The organism is Rhodonellum sp., assembly GCF_030656585.1.
Taxonomy (GTDB): domain Bacteria; phylum Bacteroidota; class Bacteroidia; order Cytophagales; family Cyclobacteriaceae; genus Rhodonellum; species Rhodonellum psychrophilum.
On sequence record NZ_JAUSPP010000013.1, the window covers coordinates 95,326 to 117,371 of the forward strand.

The window sequence follows — 22,046 nt, forward strand, 5'->3', positions numbered from 1 at the left end:
GAATTCGGGGTTTGAATACTACATAGCCAATACAATGGATCGCAAATTAATGTTTAAAATGCCTCACGCCTGTCAAGACCATGCTCATGCCGGCCTTGTCGCAGAAATCAATGCTGTCTTGGTCCTTGATGGAGCCACCTGGCTGAACGACCGCGGAAATCCCTTCTTTGGAGGCGATCTCCACACAATCCGGGAAAGGGAAGAAAGCGTCCGAAGCCATTACGGCACCTTTGAGGTCAAAGCCAAAAGCCTTGGCTTTTTCAATCGCCTGAAGCAATGCATCGACCCTAGAGGTTTGACCCACGCCGGAGGAAAACAATTGATCTCCGTTGCTTAGGATGATGGTATTCGATTTCGTGTGTTTGCAGATTTTGGCCGCAAATACCAAGGCATCTTTTTCCAACTCTGTTGGCGACTTTTTGGTCACTGTTTTGAAGTCTGCCTTGGTTTCGGTTTGAAGATCTTTGTCTTGCTCAATGATGCCATTGAGTAGCGTTTTGATTTGTTTTGTACCGCCAATCTGGATTTTTTGTTTCAACAAGACCCGGTTTTTCTTGCCTTTCAGCACTTTTAGTGTATCCTCGTCAAACGATGGGGCGATCAGCACCTCAAAGAAAAGGCTATGCATTTCTTCAGCCGCAGCCAAATCCACATTTTGATTCGTGATCAAAACCCCGCCAAAAGCGGAAGTGGTATCCGCTGCAAATGCTTTTTGGTAGGCTTCCTTGACACTAGATGCCAAAGCCACGCCACAGGCATTGGTGTGTTTGAGAATGGCAAAAGCTGTTTCGCCTTTGAATTCGGCGATCAAAGCAACTGCTGCATCCACATCCACCAGATTGTTGTAGGAGAGCTCTTTGCCATTCAATTGGTCAAAAACCTCATCCAAATTTCCATAGAAACGGGCCGACTGGTGTGGGTTTTCCCCGTATCTCAAGGCTTTTGCCTTGGTTTCAGAGATTTTAAGCGCAGGGATATTTTCGTTTAAGTTGAAATAATTGAAAATATGGGTGTCGTAATTGGAGGAAACCTGAAACGCCTGGGCTGCAAAATACCGCCTGTCTTCCAAGGTGGTCGCGCCGTCCTGGTTGTTCAGTCTTTCTTCAAGTTCGCCATATTGATCTTTAGAGGCAATGATGGTCACATCCTTGAAATTCTTGGCTGCAGCACGGATCAATGAAATGCCTCCAATATCGATTTTTTCGATAATATCCGCCTCTCCAGCGCCTGATGCAACCGTTTCTTCGAAGGGATACAAATCCACGATGACCAAGTCAATGGCCGGGATGTCAAATTCAGTAGCTTGTGAAATATCCCCGTCGTGGTCTCTTCTCTGAAGAATACCGCCGAATACCTTTGGATGTAAAGTCTTGACCCTTCCTCCAAAAATAGAAGGATATCCCGTCAGGTCTTCAACAGGAATCACTTCGGCTCCTTGGCCTTCAATGAATGCCTGAGTGCCTCCCGTGGAGTATATTTTTACGCCATGTGCTTTGAGTAGGGCGATGATAGGTTCAAGATTGTCTTTGTAATAAACAGAAATAAGGGCGGATTGGATTTTTTTGGCAGCCATGTTTTGTGTTTTGTAAACGCATCGCTTAGTAGGATTTGGATTTTTTCCTTAAGCACAATGCGGTTTATCGTTGGTTTTTAAGGTTTAAAATCAAAGGGCAAAGGTAGGAAAACCAATGCATTAAAGCAGGCTTTCGATGACATTTGGAAAGTATTTGTGTTCTAAAAGATGGACTTTTGCCGCGATTTGTGCGGGGGTATCTTCGGGTGCAATCGCTACGGCAGCCTGAAAGATGATTTTCCCTTCATCATAATGTTCATTGACCATGTGAATGGTAATGCCGGTTTCGGTATCCCCAGCCTCTTTTATGGCTTGATGGACTTTGTCGCCGTACATGCCTTTTCCTCCATAATTGGGCAATAGGGCAGGGTGGATGTTGACGATGCGGTCAGGGAATTTTTGGATCAGGTCATCCGTCACTTTAAGAAGGAATCCTGCTAATACCACCAAATCGACTCTCAGGGATTGTAATTTTTTGGTGAGTTCACCAGACTCCATTTCTGATTTGGTGAAGGTAAAAGTGGGGACGTCGAATTTCTTTGCCCTTTCCAGCACAAAAGCATCTTTTTTATTGGAGGCCACCAGGACAATTTTGCCTTTTGGGGAATGTTGGAAATACTCCATTATTTTTTCCGCGTTGGTTCCGCTGCCTGAGGCGAGGATGGCGATCTTTTTCAAGGTGGGGTTCAGGTTGATTTGTACGGGTAAAAATAGGGATTATCCTTTGAAATCGAAGAGGATCGCTTTCTTTTCGTCCCAGTCCCTTTCGATTTGATTTTTGGAAAACAGTTGGTAGGAAAATAAAAGGTGCGAAACTTAACCCGTTTTGTGTAGTACCAATTTGATTCCAGTCTAAAATCCCATATTAATCAGTTGGTTTTCTGCTGTTTTTGACTTCAATACCTTGGTGGGAAACCTTAATATTCCAAATAATCTGATTTTCTTATAGTTTCAAACCTCTTTAGGAATTCTATTCCATATTTTGGATTGAAAAAAGCGGAAAGAAGACCGGGATTTCAATTTGGAATTGAGTAGAACAATGAAATTGATCATAAAAAACCCATGCTCAAAATACCGGTAAGCATCAAAATCTTTGACAGGATGCTCAATTGGGTGAAATGGGCCTTCCGGTCGGCAACATATATTTTGTACATAAAGTAAAAGAAGAGGAAACTCATGCCCCCGAAATAATAAAAAAGCTGCAGGTTATTGATCTTGAAAGTCACGATCAGAATGGCGCAGACAAAACCAAAGGCAATCAGGAAAATCACTTTTTTGGTGTTTCGAAAGCCCAAGACAATCGGCAGCGTTCGACAACCGTGTTTTCGATCTCCTTGGCGGTCTTCAATGTCTTTGATGATTTCCCGGATCAGGTTGATAAAGAATGCAAAAATGGCATAGGTCAACACCAACAACTCCGATTGCTGGTAATAGTACCCAATCATCCATATCGAAGTCCCGGTCAGAAGTGCCACAGTAAAATTCCCGATAAAAGGAAGCCTTTTGAGGGAGTTGCTGTAGAGCCATAAAAGAAAAGAAGCCACGAAATTGATCAATGCGATCCTTGGACTGACAATTAGGGCGATACCAATTCCCGTGAAATTGAGTAATGAATGTAGAAAAATCACCATTCTCCTGCGCATGCCTTTTCCTACGATCACCTCTTCGGGCTTGTTGATGTAATCGATTTTTACATCGTAATAATCATTGATCATGTAGCCGGCCGCAGCCAAAATCACGGTGGAAAGAATGATCAGATAAAGATTGATGTCTTGCAGGACCGGCAGTCCCTGTCGGGTAGTCCCCACCAAAAAGTGAGCCGTCATCAGCTGAGCAAAAGCCACGATCACCAGATTCACAGGCCTGCTGATTTTCAATAGACTCCAGATGGAAAATGACTTTGGCATAGGTTTGGGATTCTTCAATCAAAAGTAAGTGATAAAGTCAATAGTCAACATCAATCTGTCCAACTAAATTAATCTACCAATTGTTGAAAGTCAACTTTTAACAATTCATCAAAAAAATTAAGCCCGTGTTATGCATTACCAATTGGACGCTGATCATAAATCTTTTTAAATCAGTGAGTTGTTAACCGTTATTGACTTCACCAAATCGGTGTTACGCATTAATATCCCAGTAGCCTGATTTTCTTGAAGTTTCGATCCCATTGGGAAACGGAATGCTTATTTCAGGTTAAAATGTTTTTTTCAGAAAAGTTTTCAGATTTCAGATGATTTGTATTCTCAAAAAACTTCTACTTTTCTACTCATTAGACTTTACCCAAATCTCTCCTGTAAGGTTTCAAACTGCTGGGGATGAACTTGGTTTATTTTTTGACCTCCGCGAATTTTTGAATTACCCCTCTCTTTCATCCGCCAATGCAACTTTCAACTGAAAATAGCTGTACCTGTCCCCGAAATGTTCCTTCAAAGGTTTCAGGAATGAATTCCCCTGTCTTCGGTAGGCCAATCGGATGTTCAGGACATCATCTTTCGACAGGAATTTTTCCAGATCAATAAGCTGCCTTTTGACAAGGTTGGCGAGGTGGGACTCTATGGTGGTTGGCGTCATGCTTCTGGCCTGGGCAATCTGAAAAATATTCATGCCTTCCTCATGGTATTTCAAAGTCAGCATTTCAGATTGTGAGTCCTTGCCCACGGGGGCTTTTCTTGGGCGGGCTTTTTGGATGGATTCCAGTTGATGGTCTTTGGCGTATTTTTTTATCAGTCCGAGAAAATCTCTTCCATAGCTGTTTGCCTTGATCTTACCGACTCCCGAGATCGTCAACAAGGCATCCTCATCCGAGGGGAAATACGTGGCCATTTCCACCAAGGTATTGTCTGCAAAAACTACGTATGGTGGCACATTGTCCTTTTGGGCAAGTCGATGGCGCAGCATTTTGAGCTCGTCCAAAAGACCTTCATCATGCTTAGCTGAAGTTGCAGAGGCTGTAGGCCGTTCTTCTTCCATCGGCAGGAGAAATTTCTCCTTGGATTTCAGTTTTTCCCATGCCAAGGTGGTGAGTTTCAGGGTTGGGAATTGGCTTCCTGCTTCAGCAAGATAGCCTTCCTGTTGGAGTTTTTCTCCCAGATCCTTCCAGAAGGACTCGGGTCTGTCTTTTCCGATTCCGTACACGGAAAGTGCTTGATGGGCTTCCTGGATTTTTGCAGATTTGGATCCCCGAAGGACCAGCACCACATATCCCAATCCAAACGCTTCGCTCAATCGGGCAATGGTGGACAACAGCATTTGAGAAGGGATGGTCATGTCCTGAAGGTTGCCTTTCTGAAAGCAGGTGTCGCAATTCCCGCAATTGTCGGCAGCCTCTTCGCCAAAATAATTCAGCAAGTACTTTCTCCGGCAGGTTTTGCTTTGGCAAAAAGCCTTCATCTTGTCAAGCTTCCCTTGCATGACATCGGAAAATCCCTGGTTTTCCGACTGCTCCAGCATCCTGCCCAAGGTGATGGCATCCCCGACACTGAAAAACAGCAAGGCATCGCTCGGCAGTCCATCTCTTCCGGCCCTCCCGGTTTCCTGATAGTAGCCCTCGATGTTTTGTGGCATATTCATGTGCACCACGAAGCGCACATTGGATTTGTCGATTCCCATCCCAAAGGCAATCGTGGCAACCATGATTTTGACTTCGTCCTTGATAAATAGTTCTTGGTTTTTTTCGCGGATTTCCCGCGAAAGGCCAGCGTGATAGGGGAGAACTGATAGTCCTTCTGCCTCAAGGGTGGCCGCTGTCTGTTCCACGTTTTTTCGGGAGAGACAATAGATGATTCCGGAATCTTTTTTGTGGAAATCCAAAAACTCCAACAATTTGTCCATCGAATCTCGTTTTGCAGTCACTCTATAGGTGATGTTGCTCCGGTCGAAGGAGGAAATAAACCATTTTGGGGAATTCAATCCCAGTTTTTCTGCAATGTCTTTCCGGGTGAGTTTGTCGGCTGTGGCGGTAAGGGCGATAAATGGGGTGTTGGAAAATTCCTTCCGAAGCGCTCCGATTTTCAAATATTCAGGACGGAAATCATGCCCCCACTGGGAAACGCAATGCGCTTCATCCACGGCGACCAATTTGAGATCCACGGTTTTTAGAAATTCAATCAATGGATATTCTCCCTTAAAAAGTCGTTCTGGGGCGATATAAAGCAGTTTTATTTTGCCTTCCTGGATCTGGGAAGTGATGTAGCGCTGCTCACTTATGCTCTGGGAGGAGTTCAGGAAAGCTGCAGGAATCCCATTGGTGTTCAAAGCGTCCACTTGGTCTTTCATCAAGGAGATCAAGGGAGAAATGACCAATGTCAAGCCCCCAAAAAGGACCGCAGGAATCTGATAACAAACAGATTTTCCTCCACCGGTAGGCATCAGCACAATGGTGTCCTGGCCTTTGCTTACCGATTGGATGATTGCTTCCTGGTTTCCCCGAAATCCAGAATAGCCGAAAAAATTCTTGAGTATTTCTTGGGGATTTGATGTCAATGTTTGGGGCATGAGTTTTTAATATTGCGGAATTTGAAAAAAGGATGCCTCAAATTTACGGAATTGTTTCTTCTCTTTGGCGCATTAGCCAAAATGGCTATTCGGAAAGGGTTATTTTTCCAGGGGTTTTTCCTTATAAACCCTCACATAATCAATTTCCATTTTTTGTGGCCAGATACTTTCATCCACACCCTGGGCGCCTCCCCAGTTACCGCCAACGGCAATATTTAGAATCAGGTGATGGGCATGGTCAAAGGGCCATTCATCCGACCCTTTCCCCGTATTTGCGAAGGTGTGGTACAGTTCATCGTCGATAAAGAAGTCGATTTTATCCTCTTGCCAATCAATCGCATATACATGGAATTCATCTGAAAAGGTGGGGACCAGTTTTGTTGCGCCTTTTTGTGTCTTTTTGATATGGTTGAAGGCTTCGGTATGGACGGTACCGTGAATGGTTCCGGGATCATAGCCCACATGTTCCATGATATCGATTTCCCCACTTTTCGGCCAGTTGCCATAGCTGTCTTTTTCGGGAAGCATCCAGATGGCGGGCCAAGTTCCCACTCCGTAAGGGATTTTGGCTTTCACCTCAAAGTAGCCGTAAAGCCAAGAAGCTTTTCCTTTGGTCACCAATCTTGCTGAAGTATAACCTTTATCGGTCGTGCTGTCGCGATGTGCCTCAATAATGAGTTTCCCATCTTCAATCCGAGCATTGGAGAGCTTTTCTTTCGTGTAAAGCTGCAGCTCCTTGTTGCCCCAGCCATGATCTCCCTGATCATATCCCCATTTGGTCAGGTCCGGCATTCCGTCTTTTCCAAATTCATCGGACCAAACCAGGTTATCAGAATTTTTTTCGCTGCATGAAAAATGAAGGACTGCTAAAAATATTATTGTTATATATTTCATCTTTTTAGTTCTATTAAAAGGTTTTTGGAATGGTCTTTGTTTTAATTTTAGTGTAATTATTTTTAATCTAAACGAAAAATTTATGTCTACTAACCTGAAATTAAAAGGAAATTGGAACGAGTTGAAAGGTAAATTAAAAGAAAAATACGGGGAACTCACAGATGATGACCTTATTTATGTAGAAGGCAAAGAGGATCAACTTCTTGGCAAACTTCAGAAAAAAACAGGCGCAGCCGAAGATGAATTGAACAAGTTCTTGTTCGACAAGGATTAATCCACTGATAACCAAAACAAGAAAAGCGGCCTAGGCCGCTTTTCTTGTTTTGGGGAAAACTGAATATCGGGGATAAGCGTTATCTAAAAAGAAGGTAGGATTGAAGATTAACATTGGATCCTAAAATAATCCCGTCGATTTTTCTAAATTTAACCCTTGACATAAACCCAAAAGAAAATGGCTTATTATTATAGATTGGGGAATATCCCGCCAAAAAGACATACGCAGTTCCGTCAGCCGGATGGAAGCCTTTATAAGGAAGAATTGGTCAGTTCTAAAGGCTTTTCAGGCATTTTTTCTACTTTATACCACATCCACAACCCAAATTCGGTGAAATCCATTGGAAAACCCGTTCCCTTTTCTTGGAAAAAGACGGAAGATGTTGGCCTTTTGCAAACCCATCTCAAAACTTCCAATGTCACCTCCACAGGAAAGGATTACCTGAATGCCAGGAAAATATTGCTCATGAACAATGACGTCATGATGGGGATTTGTTCCCCGGAGGAGCGCAAAATGGAGTATTACTTCAAAAATGCCGACGGGGATGAGTTGATTTATGTCCATGATGGTGAAGGATACCTGTATTCACAATTCGGGAAATTGAAGGTGGTGAAGGGTGACTATATTGTCATTCCCCGAACGACCATTTACCGTTTTGAGTGGAATGAAGTTGGCCCTTTGAGGCTGCTGGTCATCGAGTCCCAAGGTGCCATCGAAACTGTAAAAAGATACAGAAATGAAGTCGGACAGTTGTTGGAGCATTCTCCGTATTGTGAAAGGGATATCCATCCCCCCGGGGAATTGGTCACTGAAAATGAGAAAGGGGAATACCTCGTTCAAATCAAAAAAGGAGGCATGCTCCATCAATACACCTACGAACACAGTCCTCTGGATATCGTGGGTTGGGATGGTTATTTGTACCCCTATACACTTTCCATTCATGATTTCGAGCCCATTACGGGAAGAATTCATCAGCCACCGCCAGTCCATCAGACCTTTCAGGCCTCAGGATTTGTGATCTGTTCCTTTGTGCCAAGGCTTTTTGATTACCATCCTTTGGCCATTCCTGCCCCCTATAATCACTCCAATATTGATTCGGACGAAGTTCTGTATTATGCGGAAGGAGAATTTATGAGCAGAAAAGGCATTGATAGGGGATCTTTTACCCAACATGTGGGCGGATTGCCTCATGGTCCGCATCCCGGGACCGTAGAAAAGTCCATCGGAGCAAAAGCCACCGAAGAGCTTGCGGTGATGTTGGATACTTTCAAGCCCTTGTACCTGACCACTGCCGCTCTTGAATTTGTAGATGAAAAATATCCAATGAGTTGGACGGAATAAATTTCCCTTCAGGTTTGTCCAGATAAGCTTTCAAAAAAAATAGCCGGGAAAGGCTGAAAGACAAAGGAGATTTTTCCTGAGCTTTCAGCCTTTCCGGCTTTTCTGTTTTGGTATAAGTCGGATTATTTCTTATCTGTAATTTCTAGAATCGGATGTCCCGTGGCTCCGTTTGGCAATCTGGTTTTGAGCAATACCGAAAGGGTGGGAGCGATATCCGTGACGGTCGCATATCTGCTGCTGCTGCCAGGCTGGATATTCCATCCAAAGAATACGATCGGAACATGCGTATCGTAAGTATAACCCGTACCGTGCGTCGTTCCCTTGTAAGAATTGCTCAGCCAGGCTGGCTCAAGGATCAATAATAAATCTCCGGAAGCCTTGTGGTTGTATCCCATCTGTAACAAGTTTTTTCTCCCAAAAAGGTACTCGTTTCTTCTCAGGTCGGTAGCAGTGTAGACTTCCTTGATCCCTTCAAATCCCAAAAGGAATTCGGCGATTTGTCTTTGCATCTTCTCATCATCCAATCCTTTCTCCTTCGCCAAAGCTTTGTTCAGAAAAACCTGTTCGTTGGAGAAATTCAAAATCCAATTTCCTTCTCCGAATTGGGCTTGGGAAAAACCTCTTAGTTGTGTTAAAATAAATCTGGAGTTGAAATTCCCAGCAGGGATATTTTCGCTTTTCATGTAGTCCACAATGTCGGCTACGGCATGGTCAGCGGTTAAGAAAACCAAATATTCCCCCTTACCATATTCCTTGTCCAAGTAATTCAGGAATTTTTCCATTTCCCTGTCAAGCTTGAGATACGTATCCTCAACCTCTACTGAGGACGGCCCAAATCGGTGGCCAATATAATCGGGTGAGGAGAAGCTCACAGCCAATAAATCCATCTCGCCTCTTTTGCCCAGTTGCTCACCTTCCAAAGCGGCATACGCCATGTCAAGGGTAAGTGAATTTCCGTAAGGTGTGGTGGAGATCAAGCCAAATTCTCCATTGTCTTGCATCAAGGCAGGCAGATCATAGGGGAATGAAGGAGATGTCATGCCGATAAACGGCCCCTCAAATTCATTGTCATCTGCAATGCTTTGGGTATAAGTGGCGATGGGGGATAGAGGTTCCCATTTCTGGGAAAGGTATTTTTTGGCCAATTCCTTTTCATTGAATGCACTCACCCACTTAGGCAATGTGTCATAATAGTAGTTTGAAGTCATGAAATTACCGGTTTTGCTGTCAAACCAATAGGCGTCTCCCATGTGCCCTGCAGGAAGAGCAGCGCCACGGTCTTTGATAGCGATGCCCACCACTTTTGACCGCTTGTTGCTGGCAAACCGCATTTCGTCCGAAATGGTGGTAGACAACATGTTTCTCGGTGAGATTTTTCCGTTTTCCGCCGAACCTCCCACTGCGGTCACTGTGCTGTCTTCCGCACAATAGATGCTGCGTCCCAAGCTGGGTACGTACCAATTGTTTCCGATAATACCATGTGTGGAAGGGGTGGCTCCTGTGTAAACAGAGGCGTGACCAGGACCGGTATAGGTTGGGATATAATTGTAATGGCCGTTTTTCATCATGAATCCTTCATTCATCAGCCTTTTGAAACCGCCTTCAGTGTACCTGTCTTGGTATTTGTAAAAATATTCCTGACGCATCTGATCCACTACGATGCCAACGACAAGCTTTGGTTTTCCTGAGGGTTTTTCGGTTTTTTGGCCAAATGTGGCTGAAGTCAATATCAGTCCAAGGAATATGGTCAATAAGGTACTCTTCATAATGCGTTGATTTTTGGTTGAGGCAAAGATAGGGATTCAAAAAGAAGGACAGATTAAGATTTTGTTAAATGCACTTTGCCTTGGATGGGCTGTCAATAATTGGTTTAGGAAGGTCAACACCATTTTTTGATCGACGGTTTAAATTATTTTGAAAGGAATGTTATCTTTCGAATACCGAAATCAATAATTATATCGAGATGACAAAGACTTTGAAATGTTTCCTTTTTGCCTTCCTTTTTGGGTTTTTTGGATGGAATACCACGGCCAATGGCCAATCCTGGTTTGACGATGGCTTGAGTCCCGCTTTCCATAAAGAACGCCGCCAAGCCCTAAGGGCGCTGATGCCGGAAAATTCCGTCGCTGTTTTCTTCACCAACCCGATCAAAAACAGGTCCAATGACACCGATTTTGCCTTCAGGCCCAATTCTGATTTTTATTACTTGACGGGTTTTAGAGAACCGAATGCTGTTTTGGTGGTCTTTAAATCTCCCCAAGGTTTTGGAAATGGCAGTGCGGATGAATTTATCTTCGTTCCCGCCAGAGATCCCCGAACCGAACAATGGGAAGGTGCGCGATTGGGCGTGGAGGGTGTTCAGGAAAAACTGGGGCTGGAATCCGTGTTTTTGAACAGTGAATTTATGAAATCCCCCGCAATGGATCTATCAAAGTTTGCACAAGTGCTTTCGCCGGCCAAAAGTCAAACAGAGGGAGGGCGACACAATGCGACCTTGAATGGCATGATGGAGGTTTTTTACACCAACAATCCTTCGCCAGCCAAACCCGCGGCAATGGCTTTGGATAAAATGATGAACCAGTTGCGGGTGATCAAGTCGGAAGAGGAATTGACAATATTGAAAAAAGCCATTGAAATATCGGGCATGGCACACATCGAAGCCATCAAGTCCATCCAGCCCGGTGTTTCCGAGCGGGCGATCCAGGGCGTGCACGAGTTTGTCCACAAAGCAATGGGTGCGGAAGACATCGGCTATGGCTCTATCGTGGGTGCCGGGAACAACAGCTGTATCCTTCATTATGTAGACAATGACAAGCGAGAACTCCAGGATGGTGTCATCCTGATGGATGTTGGGGCGGAATACAGAGGATATTCAGGAGACATCACGCGGACTGTTCCGGTGAAAGGCATTTTTTCCAAAGAAGAAAAAGCCATTTATGAAATCGTGTTGAAGGCCTTGGAAGCAGGAACTGAAGCGTGTAAGGTCGGAGAGGATTTCCGAGATGTGGGGCTTGTGGCCAAGCAGATCATCGACAAGGGATTGGTGGACTTGGGGATCATCAAGGAAGGAGAACGGCATCCCTATTTCCCACACGGAATTGGCCATCATTTGGGACTTGATGTACACGATAGGGGCGTCTACGGCAAATTGATGCCGGGAATGGTATTGACCGTGGAGCCGGGAATTTATATTCCGGAAGGAAGCAATTGCGATCCCAAATGGTGGAAAATCGGCGTCCGGATTGAAGACAATATCCTGATCACGGAAACAGGAAATCTAAACCTCAGCCAATTCGTGCCCAGGACGGTGGCTGACATCGAAAAATTGATGAAAGAAGATGGTGTTTTGCAGAAATTATAAGTGCTCAAGATGGGAGGAATTCACTTCTTTTGGAGTTGGTCTGTCTAAATTCTAGCCATACATAAATTTAATCCTTCAATTCTCGGATAAAGGAAATCGAGGTTAATCCCGTAATATGCAGTAGGTTTCCAAGTGGGATTGAAATGGAAAGAAAATCAGACCCTTGGGAGTATACTTTATGATGCCAAAAGGGTGGATTTATCAATGGTTTAAACTAACTGATCATCTGTTAATTCCAATATTGAATTGAGTTCGTATTGCATAAAGCGGGTTAAAGGGAAATCAAAAGGCCTCAGAAAATATTTTCTGAGGCCTTTTGATTTGAATGGGGATTATAAAATGAATGGTTTTTCTTCCCAGATTATTTCGAGATTCAACCGATAATTGTTTTTGTAATTGTTGAATTTCTCCTTGATTACAAGCAGTCTTTGTTTGACTTTCTAATCTTTCTTCTTCAAGTCACCTCTTTTGATGGACTGGATAAATTGTGACCAAGCAAATGGATCAAGCAATCTGAAGGGTCTCGGTCCATATCGGTCCTGGATCTGCATGACCTGACCCTGTTGGAATCCCCGGAAATTCTCGTTTCCTGAGGCTGGCATGTTTTCCGCCCATCTGAGCAAAGTCGCAGGACTCAAATTTCCACGGCTGTCGATGGACATTGGCGCTTCGTAATTCATGGCCAAAACGGCCCTTTTAAATTCATCCTCGGTGGGATAAGGCATGACCTCAATTTCTGCCAAAGTAATTTCGTCGTCCTGCATCGTGAGGATCAAGCTGATTTTATCGTCTACCATCTGCTTGGGGACCACGTAGGTTTGCCTTTTGAGACCGATAAAACTAAAGACCACACTGTCACCTTCGAGCACTGGCATGGAAAAATATCCGAATCTACCACTACTGGTTCCTCTTCCTTTTTTGGGCACGTATACGTTTACTCCCGGCACAGCGTCTGTACTGTCCGAATTCAGGATGATCCCTGACAATTGTATTACCTTTCTTTCCTTTTGATCCTGAGCTTGGGTTTTTTCCATTCCCAGAAAGAGTAGGGCAAAGAATGTAAAAAGGACGATATGTGTTGGTTTTATTTTCAATGTCGTTTTTCTTTATAATTACGGCTTACGGCGTAGCGGGTTTTCAAAAGCTTTCAAATTAAACCACTATAATAGCCTATTTCCGTATGATTTTATTAATTTCAAACCATATTTCTTCGTTAAAAGTTATTAATGAGACTAAAAAACATCAGTTTGAATTATGGAATGCGGGTTTTCAAAGCCTTGTCCGAGGAGCCACGCGTCAGGATAGTACATCTTTTGATCCACAACAAAGAACTGTCTATCTCAGACTTGGAGCATATCCTCGACTTTACCCAAACCAAGACAAGCAGGCACTTGGCCTATCTCAAAAATGCAGGCCTGGTCGGAAGCCGAAGGGTGGACCAATGGATTTTTTATTACCTCTTAGAAGAGGCAACTGAAATCATTATTCAGATTTTTAAGTTTATACAAAAGGACATCAACCTAATCAAGGATCAGGAGGTCTACGAAATCCTACATTCCAATCGGGAATTGGCGACCAACAAGATCCAGAACAATCCTTACCGTAAATAATACTGAGTGAAACGATACCAACATATTTTCTTCGATTTGGATCATACCCTTTGGGATTATGACCGCAATGTTCAGGAATCCCTGACCGAACTCCATGATGTTCATCAATTAAATGAACTGGGGATAACTGACGCAAAGGCACTGATTCAGGCTTTTTACAATGTAAATTTCAAACTTTGGGCACTCTATGATGTCGGTAAAATAGACAGAGACAGCCTTCGCGAAACCCGCTTCAAGTTGATTTTCGAAAATGCAGGAGTTGACCCGGAAAGTGTCCCCACACTGCTCGAGCCTGACTTTATGCATCGTACTTCTTCAAAGAATTACCTTCTTCCCTATGCAATGGAGATTTTGGATTATCTGAAACCCAATTATCCCATGCACATCATCACCAATGGGTTCAATGAAAGCCAGTCCAAAAAACTTCATGCTTCCGGATTGAATCCCTATTTTGACTTGATTGTGACATCAGAGACAACAGGCCACAAAAAGCCAGATGCAAGAATTTTTCAATATGCCTTGGATCATCTTGGGATCAACAATCAGGAGGTCATCATGATCGGAGACAATCCCAATTCAGACATTCTCGGAGCCATCAATGCAAATATTGATCAGGTCTATTTTGATCCACACGGCAAAGGGATAGAAATAAAGCCCACCCATACCATCAAACATTTGAAAGAATTGGAAGATTTTCTGTAACCCTAATTGATAAATCCTTAGTTTTGAGGTAAATTAAGGACCATGAAGAAAATTTTATTGTTTCTGACTTTCAGCCTCTGTTCAATTGGCGTTTCTGCACAGCATTATGATATCGGTATTCACGGAGGGGTGTTTACACCGATTGATTTTTGGTATTATGTAGATGGGGGGATGGGGCCTAGCACAGGCGTGAAATTCAATTACCATTTCAATGAAAAACACGCCCTCTCTTCAAATTATTTCCATGGAAATTTCCATTTTTCTCCGGCAGGAGCAGAAGAGCGGATCAATGGGCAGCGATACGGGAGAGAAAGATCCAGAGCAAGCTTCAATGCCGTTTCTTTTGTTTTTCTAAGGAAGTTTAAACTCAAAAATGATTGGCAAATCAATGTAGGAACTGGAATCGGTTATTTTTTGGAGCATTGGGAAGGTGAGGTGAATTATTTGTCTGGGGAAAAAGATTACAAACGAGATTTTACGATGCCTATTGAGATCAATCTCAACAGGGAAATATCAAAAAATGTAATCATCGGTATCAAGTCCGGTGTCTTCCTAACCCCTTTTTATATTTTTGGCGGATTACACTTAGGTCCTGAGGTCAGTTATAGATTTTAAATTTAATCAAGTATGAAAAGATCTGGATTAACCATCTTACTTCTCGCCTGTGTGCTGTTTCAAGTAAATGGACAAAAACTCGATTTAAGCCTAGGCTTTGGCAGTTACAGAGTACCCAATCAAATTAAATTTGAATTGCCTAAACAAGGATTCAATATGAATATTGGCTTGATGTACCAGCTCAGTGATCATTGGGAAATGGGTACGGTTATCAATCATTCAGTTTTTAATTTTGATAGAGCGTCATTGGCAGCTACGCCACTTTCCTTTGGCGATTTCATCACGTCCGGAAGGGTCAAATCAGATCATTTATACTTTACTTTTCAAAGGAAAGTCATATTTCCTTATCAAATTGAAGCAAGTCTGGGTGCTGGAATTGGAGGATATATCGAAACCAGTGAGAATTATGTTGCCGGAAACTTTGATGAAGAGAGGGGGCTTTACACCTCCATTTCATGGAACCGGGATATTGAGACAGGTATTCACTTTCCCCTGACATACGCTGTGAAAAAAATCATCGCCAATAAAGTGAGTTTGGGAATACAAGGAGGGATCTTTCTGGACAAAAATCTCAATACCAGAGGAATTTTCATAGGGCCAAAAGCCGGGATTTTTCTTTAAACCCCTGTACTGCATTGCCATTTCTAATCCAGCCTAAAATTGCTTCATAACCAGTTTTTGTCTGATTATTGATTTCACCATATCGGGTAGATACGTCATTCTCGCAAATAAACTGATTTTCTATCAGTCACATCCTCATTAGGAATTTCAATGCATATTTCGGCTTAAAAAGCATAACCAATGGAAACCTGAGGTGCAAGGAGTTGCGCAGGATCGGAAGAAAAGAAAGGGGTTAAACCCGCTCGCAAAAGAAATCCCGATTGAGCCACTCTTCTGTAACCAATGATGCCATTGAACAAAAGACCACTTGCAGTTAACCGGGGGTCCGAAGATGTGAAGGTGGAGTTGGTTCTAGACAAAAATAAAACCGTTGCCCCCAATCCAAGCTCCAGAAAATTCCTTTTCCGACCTACCAGATAATTAACCGCAAAAGGAAGGGTAGTAACGCTATATCCATCGATAGCGGTGTATCCCAGACCAACCTTCGCACCCAAACCATTTGCCTGATCTTTGAATCGCCAGTCATAGTTGAAGGAATAAAGAATCCCCGAACCTAAGCCTTCCAGAAAAACCGCCTCTCTTTTGGTTTCGTCTTGACTGATTCCGGAAAGGGGAAGCATAAAAATAATGATGGCCACGATTAAGCTAATCCTTGTGTTCTGCATGGGGTAAAACTAAATGAATATTTTTTAAACCCCAAATATGCATTCCGCTTCCTGATTGGGGTTGAAACCGCAAGAAAACCAGACTATTTGGGGATTAAGGCAAATGCCAACAGGGTGAAGTCAAAAATAAAAACAACCGGCTGATTATGAGGTGTTTTTAGGCTGGAATTGAATTGGTAATGCATAAAACGGGTCAAACTTGGTCATTGACTGAATGATTATCTCTGAATTATTTTTATAACGGTCCGGGAATAGCGCATTTCCCCATTATCCTTCATGACCTGGATAAAAGAATAGGATAAAAAAGGCATTCCAAGCCTAGTTTCTTATATTTGTCATATTCAGAAATCAAATAAACGCCAAATAATATGCTTAAAGGTTTTTTTAATGTACCTACACCCAAAAACGAACCTGTAAAGGCTTACGCACCGGGTTCCCCTGAAAGAATAGAATTACAAAAAACACTTAAAGAATTCAGAGCCCAAGAAATAGATGTGCCGATGTACATTGGTTCTGAGGAAGTGAGAACAGGCAAGAAAAAGTCCATGTCTCCACCTCATGACCACCAGCATATTCTTGGCTATTTTCATGAAGGCGATGGTTCGCATGTGGAACAGGCTATCAATGCTGCTTTGGGGGCAAAAGAAGCTTGGGAATCCATGGAATGGGAACAAAGAGCTGCTATTTTCTTGAAAGCCGCCGATCTTTTAGCTGGACCATACAGGGCAAAGATCAACGCCGCAACCATGCTTGGTCAATCCAAAAATGCGATGCAGGCTGAAATCGATGCGGCTTGTGAATTCATTGACTTTTTGAGATTCAATGTACTGTACATGACCGAGATTTATGCACAGCAACCTCCGGTTTCGGGTGATGGTGTTTGGAATAGACTGGAGCAAAGACCACTTGAGGGCTTTATTTTCGCCTTGACGCCTTTCAACTTCACCGCGATCGCAGGAAATCTTCCTACTTCTGCCGCCATGATGGGCAATACCATCGTCTGGAAACCTGCTTACACGCAGATTTACTCTGCAAAAGTCTTGATGGATGTCTTCAAGGAAGCTGGCGTACCTGATGGCGTGATCAACTTGATCTATGTCGATGGACCTACTGCCGGCAATATTATTTTCAATCATCCTAGGTTTGCTGGGATTCACTTTACCGGTTCTACGGGCGTGTTCCAGAACATTTGGAAGACGATTGGCGCCAATATCCAGAATTACAAATCCTATCCAAGAATTGTCGGGGAAACCGGCGGGAAGGATTTCGTCATCGCGCACAAATCAGCACATGCCAAAGCAGTTGCCGTCGGACTTGCAAGGGGAGCATTTGAATATCAGGGACAAAAATGTTCTGCCGCTTCAAGGGCATACATCCCTACGAATATTTGGGATGATGTAAAAACCTATTTGGTAGAGGATTTGAAATCCATGAAAATGGGAGGAACGGAAGATTTCACCAATTTCATCAATGCCGTTATCGATGAAAAATCCTTCGATAAAATCGCCAAATACATTGACAATGCCAAGAATGCAGATGGAGTGGAAATCATCGCAGGTGGAAATTACGACAAGTCAAAAGGTTATTTCATCGAGCCAACGGTAATTGTCGTCCAGGATCCAATGTACACCACGATGTGTGAAGAAATCTTCGGTCCTGTCCTGACGATTTATGTGTACAATGCAGAACATTTTGAAACCGCTTTGGAATTGGTGGATCAGACATCTCCCTACGCATTGACTGGAGCGGTATTCTCCCAAGACCGCTATGCGATCGAATTGGCCACCAAAAAGCTCAGAAATGCTGCTGGTAACTTCTACATCAATGACAAACCGACAGGAGCAGTCGTTGGTCAGCAACCATTTGGTGGAGCAAGAGCTTCCGGAACCAATGACAAGGCAGGTTCGATGATCAATTTACTGCGTTGGGTTTCTCCAAGAACAATCAAAGAGACCTTTGTCTCTGCTGTGGATTACAAATATCCATTCTTGGGAAAAGATCAAGGTTGAAAATAGATAAGATTTCAGATCGAAAGAAGAATTAGAAATAGATGAATTGCAAAAGCCTCCGAGGGGATCAAACCTTGGGGGCTTTTTTGTTGTCTTTTGATCTGTCAGCTATTTCTTTCTGGTGCTTGGCCCATTATGGAAGTGGATCAAGTTTTGAAAACCACCTGTAAATTTGGGTAATTTTGTTAATTGATCAGGTTCAGATATTTTTTTAAAGATTTTTTTCAAAACCTCAAAAAAAGTTTCATAAACTAAAAATAGGCAATTTACTTATGAATTATTAGTTTTCAGGGGGGATTAGTATATCAGAACAATATTTGGTTTTTTTAGCTTTTAAAAATTCAAAATGTACATGTTTTAGCTTTCCTGTCCAGACGAAATTTGCGAATGAAATTTTTAGGTTTTAATTTGATAAAGATTAGTTGTCCGGGCATCAATCAAATGGAAAGATTTCCCTGTCCTGCAGATTGCCAATGGACTTGCGCTTTTTGTTTTAAATAAAATCAGAATCAAATGTCATTTTTCATGAAGAATGTGTTCTCCCCCGCAATCCTTGCGTGCATATTGATCTCCTGCACCTCCAATAAGCTCGAGGATTCCGATCGCGTTGCTCATCAAGGTCCAGCACTTGAACTTGCAGGTTCAATGATGCTCCATTTGGACGAGTATTCCACTTATGAGTTTTTCAGTCATCAAGTCGTAAATGAGAACGGTCGAGAATTGCTTTGTGTGTTGAATAAGCAAAACAAGAGTTTCGATACCTATGATCTGGAATCCGGTAATTTATCCAAAAGATTTCCAATCCCTTCAGAATGGCCGTATGGTATATCGGATCCTTATGCATTTCTAATGGCGGGAAGGGATTCCATTTTTGTATTCAATCAAAATAGTTTTAAAAATACCCAGTTGCTGAACAATGAGGGTGCTTTGCAGGCATCGCTCACCCCTGACAATATGATGACATACAAGTATGGATTAAATCATTATAGCCTACCGAATATCAGCAGCCAACTGGTAGGGAATAAGATTTATTATGGGGTGGTCGGTTTCTTTGATACTTCGGATCCTGAAAATTTTCAAAATGACATGAAATTGTCCGGAGTATATGATCTAGGAACAAATCATTTGGAGGAAATGGAAAGTTTTACTTTTCCAAAAAGCTATACCAACAAGGGCTGGAGTACTTATCATGCTATGTTTTCGTGGATAAAAAACAATGAGAATGACTGGGTGGTTTCATTCCACGCTTCAGATAGTTTATTTGTCTATGATTTGGATTTTCAGCTGAAAAAATCCTTTTCTGCAAAGAGTCAATATGTAAAAGAGATTCTCCCAATGAAGAGAAATCTCGATAGTGAGGAGCATTTACGACATGCGGTTCAATCAGGTCAATATAGAAGATTGCTATATGATGGGTACAGAGCATGTTATTATAGGATCGTAGTCCATCCGAGGGAATTCAACCAAAATGAAGATAAAAATTCAATTGCTTTTAATCGCTCTCCCTTCAGTATTATCAAGCTGAATGCAGACATGGAAGTTGTCTCTGAAACCAGATTCCAAGGGTCGATTTACAGCATATTCACGGCCTTCGTTTCTGAGAGGGGTCTCTGCATTCCCAGAACCAATTATTGGAACAATGAAATAGAGGAAGAAAAAATCCAAATTGACATTTTTATCTAAGGGGAAATGATTCGATACGTTTATGTCATCCTTGTCTTAATTTACTTTACAAACTGTGTCGCCAAAAGCGATGGGAACTCCTGGATTCAGGATCTAAAAATAAAAAAGGCTCTTTCTGGCAAAAGATTACTCCTGATTAATTGGGATCATTGCAGTTCCTGCAGGGCTTACTATACAGAGATGGTGACTCGCTATTTGGAAGTTGGGGATATCGATATCTTTATCATTTCCAATCAAAGGAAGAAAATTGGTACATTAATAAACCACGAACAACTTTATTATATCTCTTCGCAGGAATTGCTTGCGCTGGAGGTTTATGTTTCTTTGCCGCAGCTGATCTCCAAAGACCAAGATGGCCATTGGATGATTACCGAACTTGAACCCACTGACTTTGCTGATGAAAACGCGATTACTGAATAAAGCATGTATTTTTCTGTTGATTACGATGGCCGCTATTTCCTGTATGGAAAAAGTTGTTTACGTTGAAAATGACTATCTGATTCAAAAGGATTCGGTGAATGTCACTCCCCTTGTTTCCCTGCCAAAATATGATCGGTTTAATTTTATGGCTTTGTACAAAGAGGGGGTGTTTTTTCTTTTTGCCAAAATGATTGGAGATTGCTATGCCGTCAATTCGAATGGGGAGATTCTCTGGGAAATTAATTTAAGTGAAACAAGCGGAGATCCAAGTGGCATTTTTCAAATCCGCAATGCAACGGATTTTTTCGGATTCCATGGAGATGACTTGTTTTTTTATCAAGCTGATAATACCCTGAAATTATTCGATTTGGACGGAAATCTTTTAAGCGAGCATAAAATTCCAATTTCAAAAGATGAAAGCGTTGTTGATGTTGTTTCTTATTCGGAGCATGGGCTTGTTATTGGAACCGTTGACAGGGCCTTAAACGACAGTAGAATGTCATCCGTGCATACCTATAATTTGAAATCCAAGGAGTTGGAACTCGTGTTTTCTAAAGAAATGGATTTCCCTCTTGAAATAAAGATTGGTGCCCATGCTGGGAAAATATATTATGTAGAAAACTTAAGCACTCATTTGTCCATCCTGAATTTGGAATCAAAATCAATTGACTCCCTTCCTTTAAATCAGTCAAAGAATAGAAGTTTTCAATATTTCCTACCGTATAATGGGGATACGGAAGCCTTTTTTTCTATTCCGCAGGCCGAAAGAGTGAATTACCAGAATGATGGATACAAGAGTCTTGTGGTTACGGGAGATGATATTCTTTTTCACCATAGGGTTTTGAAGAGAAATGACAAGGGGCTGAATTTCATAGAGCTGATCACCCTGCAGCGTGAGAATGGTGAAATGACCGAAATGCTACTTCCCTACACTATTTTGAATCTGGACAATCATGGGAATACACTGAGATTGGTCAAATATGACTCAGAAATTTACCTGAAGATAGCGGCATTGGATAATTCGGAATAAAGGCTTTTTTGCGTGGAATCCACCTTTTTTTAACTTTTAAGCACCATTGGTATTAAGGGATGGATTGATAAATCACAAAGTCTCCTTAGCTGATGTTGGTCATCCTCATAAATTTAAAATCTGATTTTAAATTTACCAACCTGAGTTTGATTTTAAAAAAGGTCAATTAGGGTAGAAATAACCTGATCATATTTGATACTTGGTTTTTTGGGAAGATAGAGTTGGTTATAAAGCCTGGGATCAGGTTGGCGATGAAATTTCCAAATGATTATGTATGGAATACTCAATCTGATAGATGTTTTCTAATTCATCATTGACCGTTTCGATTACTGATCTTTTTCCAAGCAATATCTTGTCTTTAAGCTTCATGCGTGTATTCTCCATATTGTTATGATACTGGTGATCAAATGCAGCCCATCCATAAACAAAAACTCAGGCAAGTTTTTGGGGATTTAGCCCTTATCAGCATACAGCTTGCATTTTAATTCGTTGACGATTTTTTTATTGTTCAATGGTTCTCTGCCATCTACATTTCCTTTCGCCGTATTCAGGCTTGTTCCACACCTTTTTGCGTAAGGGACTAATCGAATTCTGGTTCTTTAATGATTTAAAAAATCAACTAAATATTTGGATTAAAAAAAAATTATATTTAGACAGCTTTTAGGTAAAAGCCAGCTTTGGCCAAAGTTTTTAGTAAATTATTAAATTTTTAAAAATTATGAAAAAGTTAATATTAAGTTTGGTATTTGTATGT

The 22,046-nt window shown here is 42.1% G+C and carries 20 protein-coding genes; 11 read left to right on the forward strand and 9 right to left on the reverse strand.

The window, feature by feature from the left end:
* Positions 1–46: 46 nt before the first annotated feature.
* From purH to Q7J63_RS02105, 5 genes are all read right to left on the reverse strand, one after another.
* Positions 47–1,573, reverse strand: coding sequence for a bifunctional phosphoribosylaminoimidazolecarboxamide formyltransferase/IMP cyclohydrolase (purH, locus tag Q7J63_RS02085; RefSeq protein ID WP_304883774.1), 1,527 nt, complete (start codon positions 1,571–1,573; stop codon positions 47–49).
* Positions 1,574–1,693: 120 nt separating this feature from the next.
* Positions 1,694–2,251 (reverse strand): phosphoribosylglycinamide formyltransferase, encoded by a 558-nt coding sequence (gene purN / locus Q7J63_RS02090; protein WP_304883775.1) that lies wholly within the window; start codon positions 2,249–2,251, stop codon positions 1,694–1,696.
* A 371-nt stretch (positions 2,252–2,622) separates the two neighbouring features.
* The gene (locus Q7J63_RS02095; RefSeq protein WP_304883776.1) at positions 2,623–3,480 is read right to left on the reverse strand and encodes a geranylgeranylglycerol-phosphate geranylgeranyltransferase; all 858 of its coding nucleotides are present in this window, start codon (positions 3,478–3,480) and stop codon (positions 2,623–2,625) included.
* A gap of 448 nt (positions 3,481–3,928) precedes the next feature.
* A complete protein-coding gene (gene recQ, locus Q7J63_RS02100) occupies positions 3,929–6,067 on the reverse strand; it encodes a DNA helicase RecQ (protein WP_304883777.1) in 2,139 nt (712 codons plus the stop codon).
* A gap of 99 nt (positions 6,068–6,166) precedes the next feature.
* Positions 6,167–6,961 carry a glycoside hydrolase family 16 protein gene (locus Q7J63_RS02105; protein WP_304883778.1) on the reverse strand — a complete coding sequence of 265 codons (795 nt, stop codon included), beginning with the start codon at positions 6,959–6,961 and terminating at the stop codon, positions 6,167–6,169.
* A gap of 82 nt (positions 6,962–7,043) precedes the next feature.
* Here Q7J63_RS02105 and Q7J63_RS02110 point away from each other — a divergent pair, with 82 nt between their 5' ends.
* Together Q7J63_RS02110 and Q7J63_RS02115 are read left to right on the forward strand one after the other, a co-directional pair.
* A complete protein-coding gene (locus Q7J63_RS02110) occupies positions 7,044–7,235 on the forward strand; it encodes a CsbD family protein (protein WP_019597522.1) in 192 nt (63 codons plus the stop codon).
* Between the two features lie 177 nt (positions 7,236–7,412).
* Entirely contained in the window at positions 7,413–8,576 is a 1,164-nt protein-coding gene (locus tag Q7J63_RS02115) for a homogentisate 1,2-dioxygenase (protein ID WP_019597523.1), read from the forward strand.
* A gap of 122 nt (positions 8,577–8,698) precedes the next feature.
* On the opposite strand, the gene pafA is transcribed toward Q7J63_RS02115, so the two are convergent.
* Positions 8,699–10,342, reverse strand: a complete 1,644-nt coding sequence (pafA, locus tag Q7J63_RS02120) for an alkaline phosphatase PafA (RefSeq protein ID WP_304883779.1) — start codon at positions 10,340–10,342, stop codon at positions 8,699–8,701.
* A gap of 197 nt (positions 10,343–10,539) precedes the next feature.
* Here pafA and Q7J63_RS02125 point away from each other — a divergent pair, with 197 nt between their 5' ends.
* The gene (locus tag Q7J63_RS02125; protein WP_304883780.1) at positions 10,540–11,937 is read left to right on the forward strand and encodes an aminopeptidase P N-terminal domain-containing protein; all 1,398 of its coding nucleotides are present in this window, start codon (positions 10,540–10,542) and stop codon (positions 11,935–11,937) included.
* 440 nt (positions 11,938–12,377) lie between these two features.
* On the opposite strand, the gene Q7J63_RS02130 is transcribed toward Q7J63_RS02125, so the two are convergent.
* On the reverse strand, positions 12,378–12,971 hold the full coding sequence (locus Q7J63_RS02130; protein WP_019597526.1) for a carboxypeptidase-like regulatory domain-containing protein: 594 nt from the start codon (positions 12,969–12,971) through the stop codon (positions 12,378–12,380).
* Between the two features lie 192 nt (positions 12,972–13,163).
* On the opposite strand from Q7J63_RS02130, the gene Q7J63_RS02135 reads away from it, so the two are divergent.
* The 4 genes from Q7J63_RS02135 to Q7J63_RS02150 are packed head-to-tail and all read left to right on the forward strand — an operon-like array spanning position 13,164 to position 15,485.
* Complete coding sequence (locus Q7J63_RS02135) at positions 13,164–13,547, forward strand: metalloregulator ArsR/SmtB family transcription factor (RefSeq protein WP_019597527.1); 384 nt, start codon at positions 13,164–13,166, stop codon at positions 13,545–13,547.
* A gap of 6 nt (positions 13,548–13,553) precedes the next feature.
* Positions 13,554–14,249, forward strand: coding sequence for a YjjG family noncanonical pyrimidine nucleotidase (locus Q7J63_RS02140; protein WP_304883781.1), 696 nt, complete (start codon positions 13,554–13,556; stop codon positions 14,247–14,249).
* A gap of 42 nt (positions 14,250–14,291) precedes the next feature.
* On the forward strand, positions 14,292–14,864 hold the full coding sequence (locus tag Q7J63_RS02145; protein WP_304883782.1) for a hypothetical protein: 573 nt from the start codon (positions 14,292–14,294) through the stop codon (positions 14,862–14,864).
* 12 nt (positions 14,865–14,876) lie between these two features.
* On the forward strand, positions 14,877–15,485 hold the full coding sequence (locus tag Q7J63_RS02150; protein ID WP_019597530.1) for a hypothetical protein: 609 nt from the start codon (positions 14,877–14,879) through the stop codon (positions 15,483–15,485).
* A 164-nt stretch (positions 15,486–15,649) separates the two neighbouring features.
* Here Q7J63_RS02150 and Q7J63_RS02155 read toward each other — a convergent pair whose 3' ends face one another.
* Positions 15,650–16,150: a hypothetical protein gene (locus Q7J63_RS02155; protein WP_092655415.1), complete on the reverse strand. Its 501-nt coding sequence runs from the start codon at positions 16,148–16,150 to the stop codon at positions 15,650–15,652.
* 368 nt (positions 16,151–16,518) lie between these two features.
* On the opposite strand from Q7J63_RS02155, the gene pruA reads away from it, so the two are divergent.
* From pruA to Q7J63_RS02175, 4 genes are all read left to right on the forward strand, one after another.
* Positions 16,519–18,159 (forward strand): L-glutamate gamma-semialdehyde dehydrogenase, encoded by a 1,641-nt coding sequence (pruA, locus tag Q7J63_RS02160; protein ID WP_304883783.1) that lies wholly within the window; start codon positions 16,519–16,521, stop codon positions 18,157–18,159.
* Positions 18,160–18,684: 525 nt separating this feature from the next.
* Positions 18,685–19,842, forward strand: a complete 1,158-nt coding sequence (locus tag Q7J63_RS02165; protein WP_304883784.1) for a DUF4221 family protein — start codon at positions 18,685–18,687, stop codon at positions 19,840–19,842.
* A 6-nt stretch (positions 19,843–19,848) separates the two neighbouring features.
* A complete protein-coding gene (locus tag Q7J63_RS02170; protein ID WP_304883785.1) occupies positions 19,849–20,262 on the forward strand; it encodes a hypothetical protein in 414 nt (137 codons plus the stop codon).
* Entirely contained in the window at positions 20,240–21,292 is a 1,053-nt protein-coding gene (locus Q7J63_RS02175) for a hypothetical protein (RefSeq protein WP_304883786.1), read from the forward strand. Before Q7J63_RS02170 ends, Q7J63_RS02175 begins: the two co-directional genes overlap by 23 nt.
* Before the next feature lie 240 nt (positions 21,293–21,532).
* Here the strand turns inward: Q7J63_RS02175 and Q7J63_RS02180 are convergent, their stop codons facing one another.
* Positions 21,533–21,676 carry a transposase gene (locus Q7J63_RS02180; RefSeq protein ID WP_370691857.1) on the reverse strand — a complete coding sequence of 48 codons (144 nt, stop codon included), beginning with the start codon at positions 21,674–21,676 and terminating at the stop codon, positions 21,533–21,535.
* Positions 21,677–22,046: the final 370 nt, after the last annotated feature.

Excerpts from the sequence above, each read along its gene's own strand:
- purH (WP_304883774.1), bottom strand. The coding sequence starts at position 1,573 with ATGGCTGCCAAAAAAATCCAATCCGCCCTTATTTCTGTTTATTACAAA.
- Q7J63_RS02095 (WP_304883776.1), bottom strand. The coding sequence starts at position 3,480 with ATGCCAAAGTCATTTTCCATCTGGAGTCTATTGAAAATCAGCAGGCCT.
- recQ (WP_304883777.1), bottom strand. The coding sequence starts at position 6,067 with ATGCCCCAAACATTGACATCAAATCCCCAAGAAATACTCAAGAATTTT.
- Q7J63_RS02105 (WP_304883778.1), bottom strand. The coding sequence starts at position 6,961 with ATGAAATATATAACAATAATATTTTTAGCAGTCCTTCATTTTTCATGC.
- Q7J63_RS02110 (WP_019597522.1), top strand. The coding sequence starts at position 7,044 with ATGTCTACTAACCTGAAATTAAAAGGAAATTGGAACGAGTTGAAAGGT.
- Q7J63_RS02115 (WP_019597523.1), top strand. The coding sequence starts at position 7,413 with ATGGCTTATTATTATAGATTGGGGAATATCCCGCCAAAAAGACATACG.
- pafA (WP_304883779.1), bottom strand. The coding sequence starts at position 10,342 with ATGAAGAGTACCTTATTGACCATATTCCTTGGACTGATATTGACTTCA.
- Q7J63_RS02125 (WP_304883780.1), top strand. The coding sequence starts at position 10,540 with ATGACAAAGACTTTGAAATGTTTCCTTTTTGCCTTCCTTTTTGGGTTT.
- Q7J63_RS02130 (WP_019597526.1), bottom strand. The coding sequence starts at position 12,971 with ATGGAAAAAACCCAAGCTCAGGATCAAAAGGAAAGAAAGGTAATACAA.
- Q7J63_RS02135 (WP_019597527.1), top strand. The coding sequence starts at position 13,164 with ATGAGACTAAAAAACATCAGTTTGAATTATGGAATGCGGGTTTTCAAA.
- Q7J63_RS02145 (WP_304883782.1), top strand. The coding sequence starts at position 14,292 with ATGAAGAAAATTTTATTGTTTCTGACTTTCAGCCTCTGTTCAATTGGC.
- Q7J63_RS02150 (WP_019597530.1), top strand. The coding sequence starts at position 14,877 with ATGAAAAGATCTGGATTAACCATCTTACTTCTCGCCTGTGTGCTGTTT.
- Q7J63_RS02155 (WP_092655415.1), bottom strand. The coding sequence starts at position 16,150 with ATGCAGAACACAAGGATTAGCTTAATCGTGGCCATCATTATTTTTATG.
- pruA (WP_304883783.1), top strand. The coding sequence starts at position 16,519 with ATGCTTAAAGGTTTTTTTAATGTACCTACACCCAAAAACGAACCTGTA.
- Q7J63_RS02165 (WP_304883784.1), top strand. The coding sequence starts at position 18,685 with ATGAAGAATGTGTTCTCCCCCGCAATCCTTGCGTGCATATTGATCTCC.
- Q7J63_RS02170 (WP_304883785.1), top strand. The coding sequence starts at position 19,849 with ATGATTCGATACGTTTATGTCATCCTTGTCTTAATTTACTTTACAAAC.
- Q7J63_RS02175 (WP_304883786.1), top strand. The coding sequence starts at position 20,240 with ATGAAAACGCGATTACTGAATAAAGCATGTATTTTTCTGTTGATTACG.
- Q7J63_RS02180 (WP_370691857.1), bottom strand. The coding sequence starts at position 21,676 with ATGGAGAATACACGCATGAAGCTTAAAGACAAGATATTGCTTGGAAAA.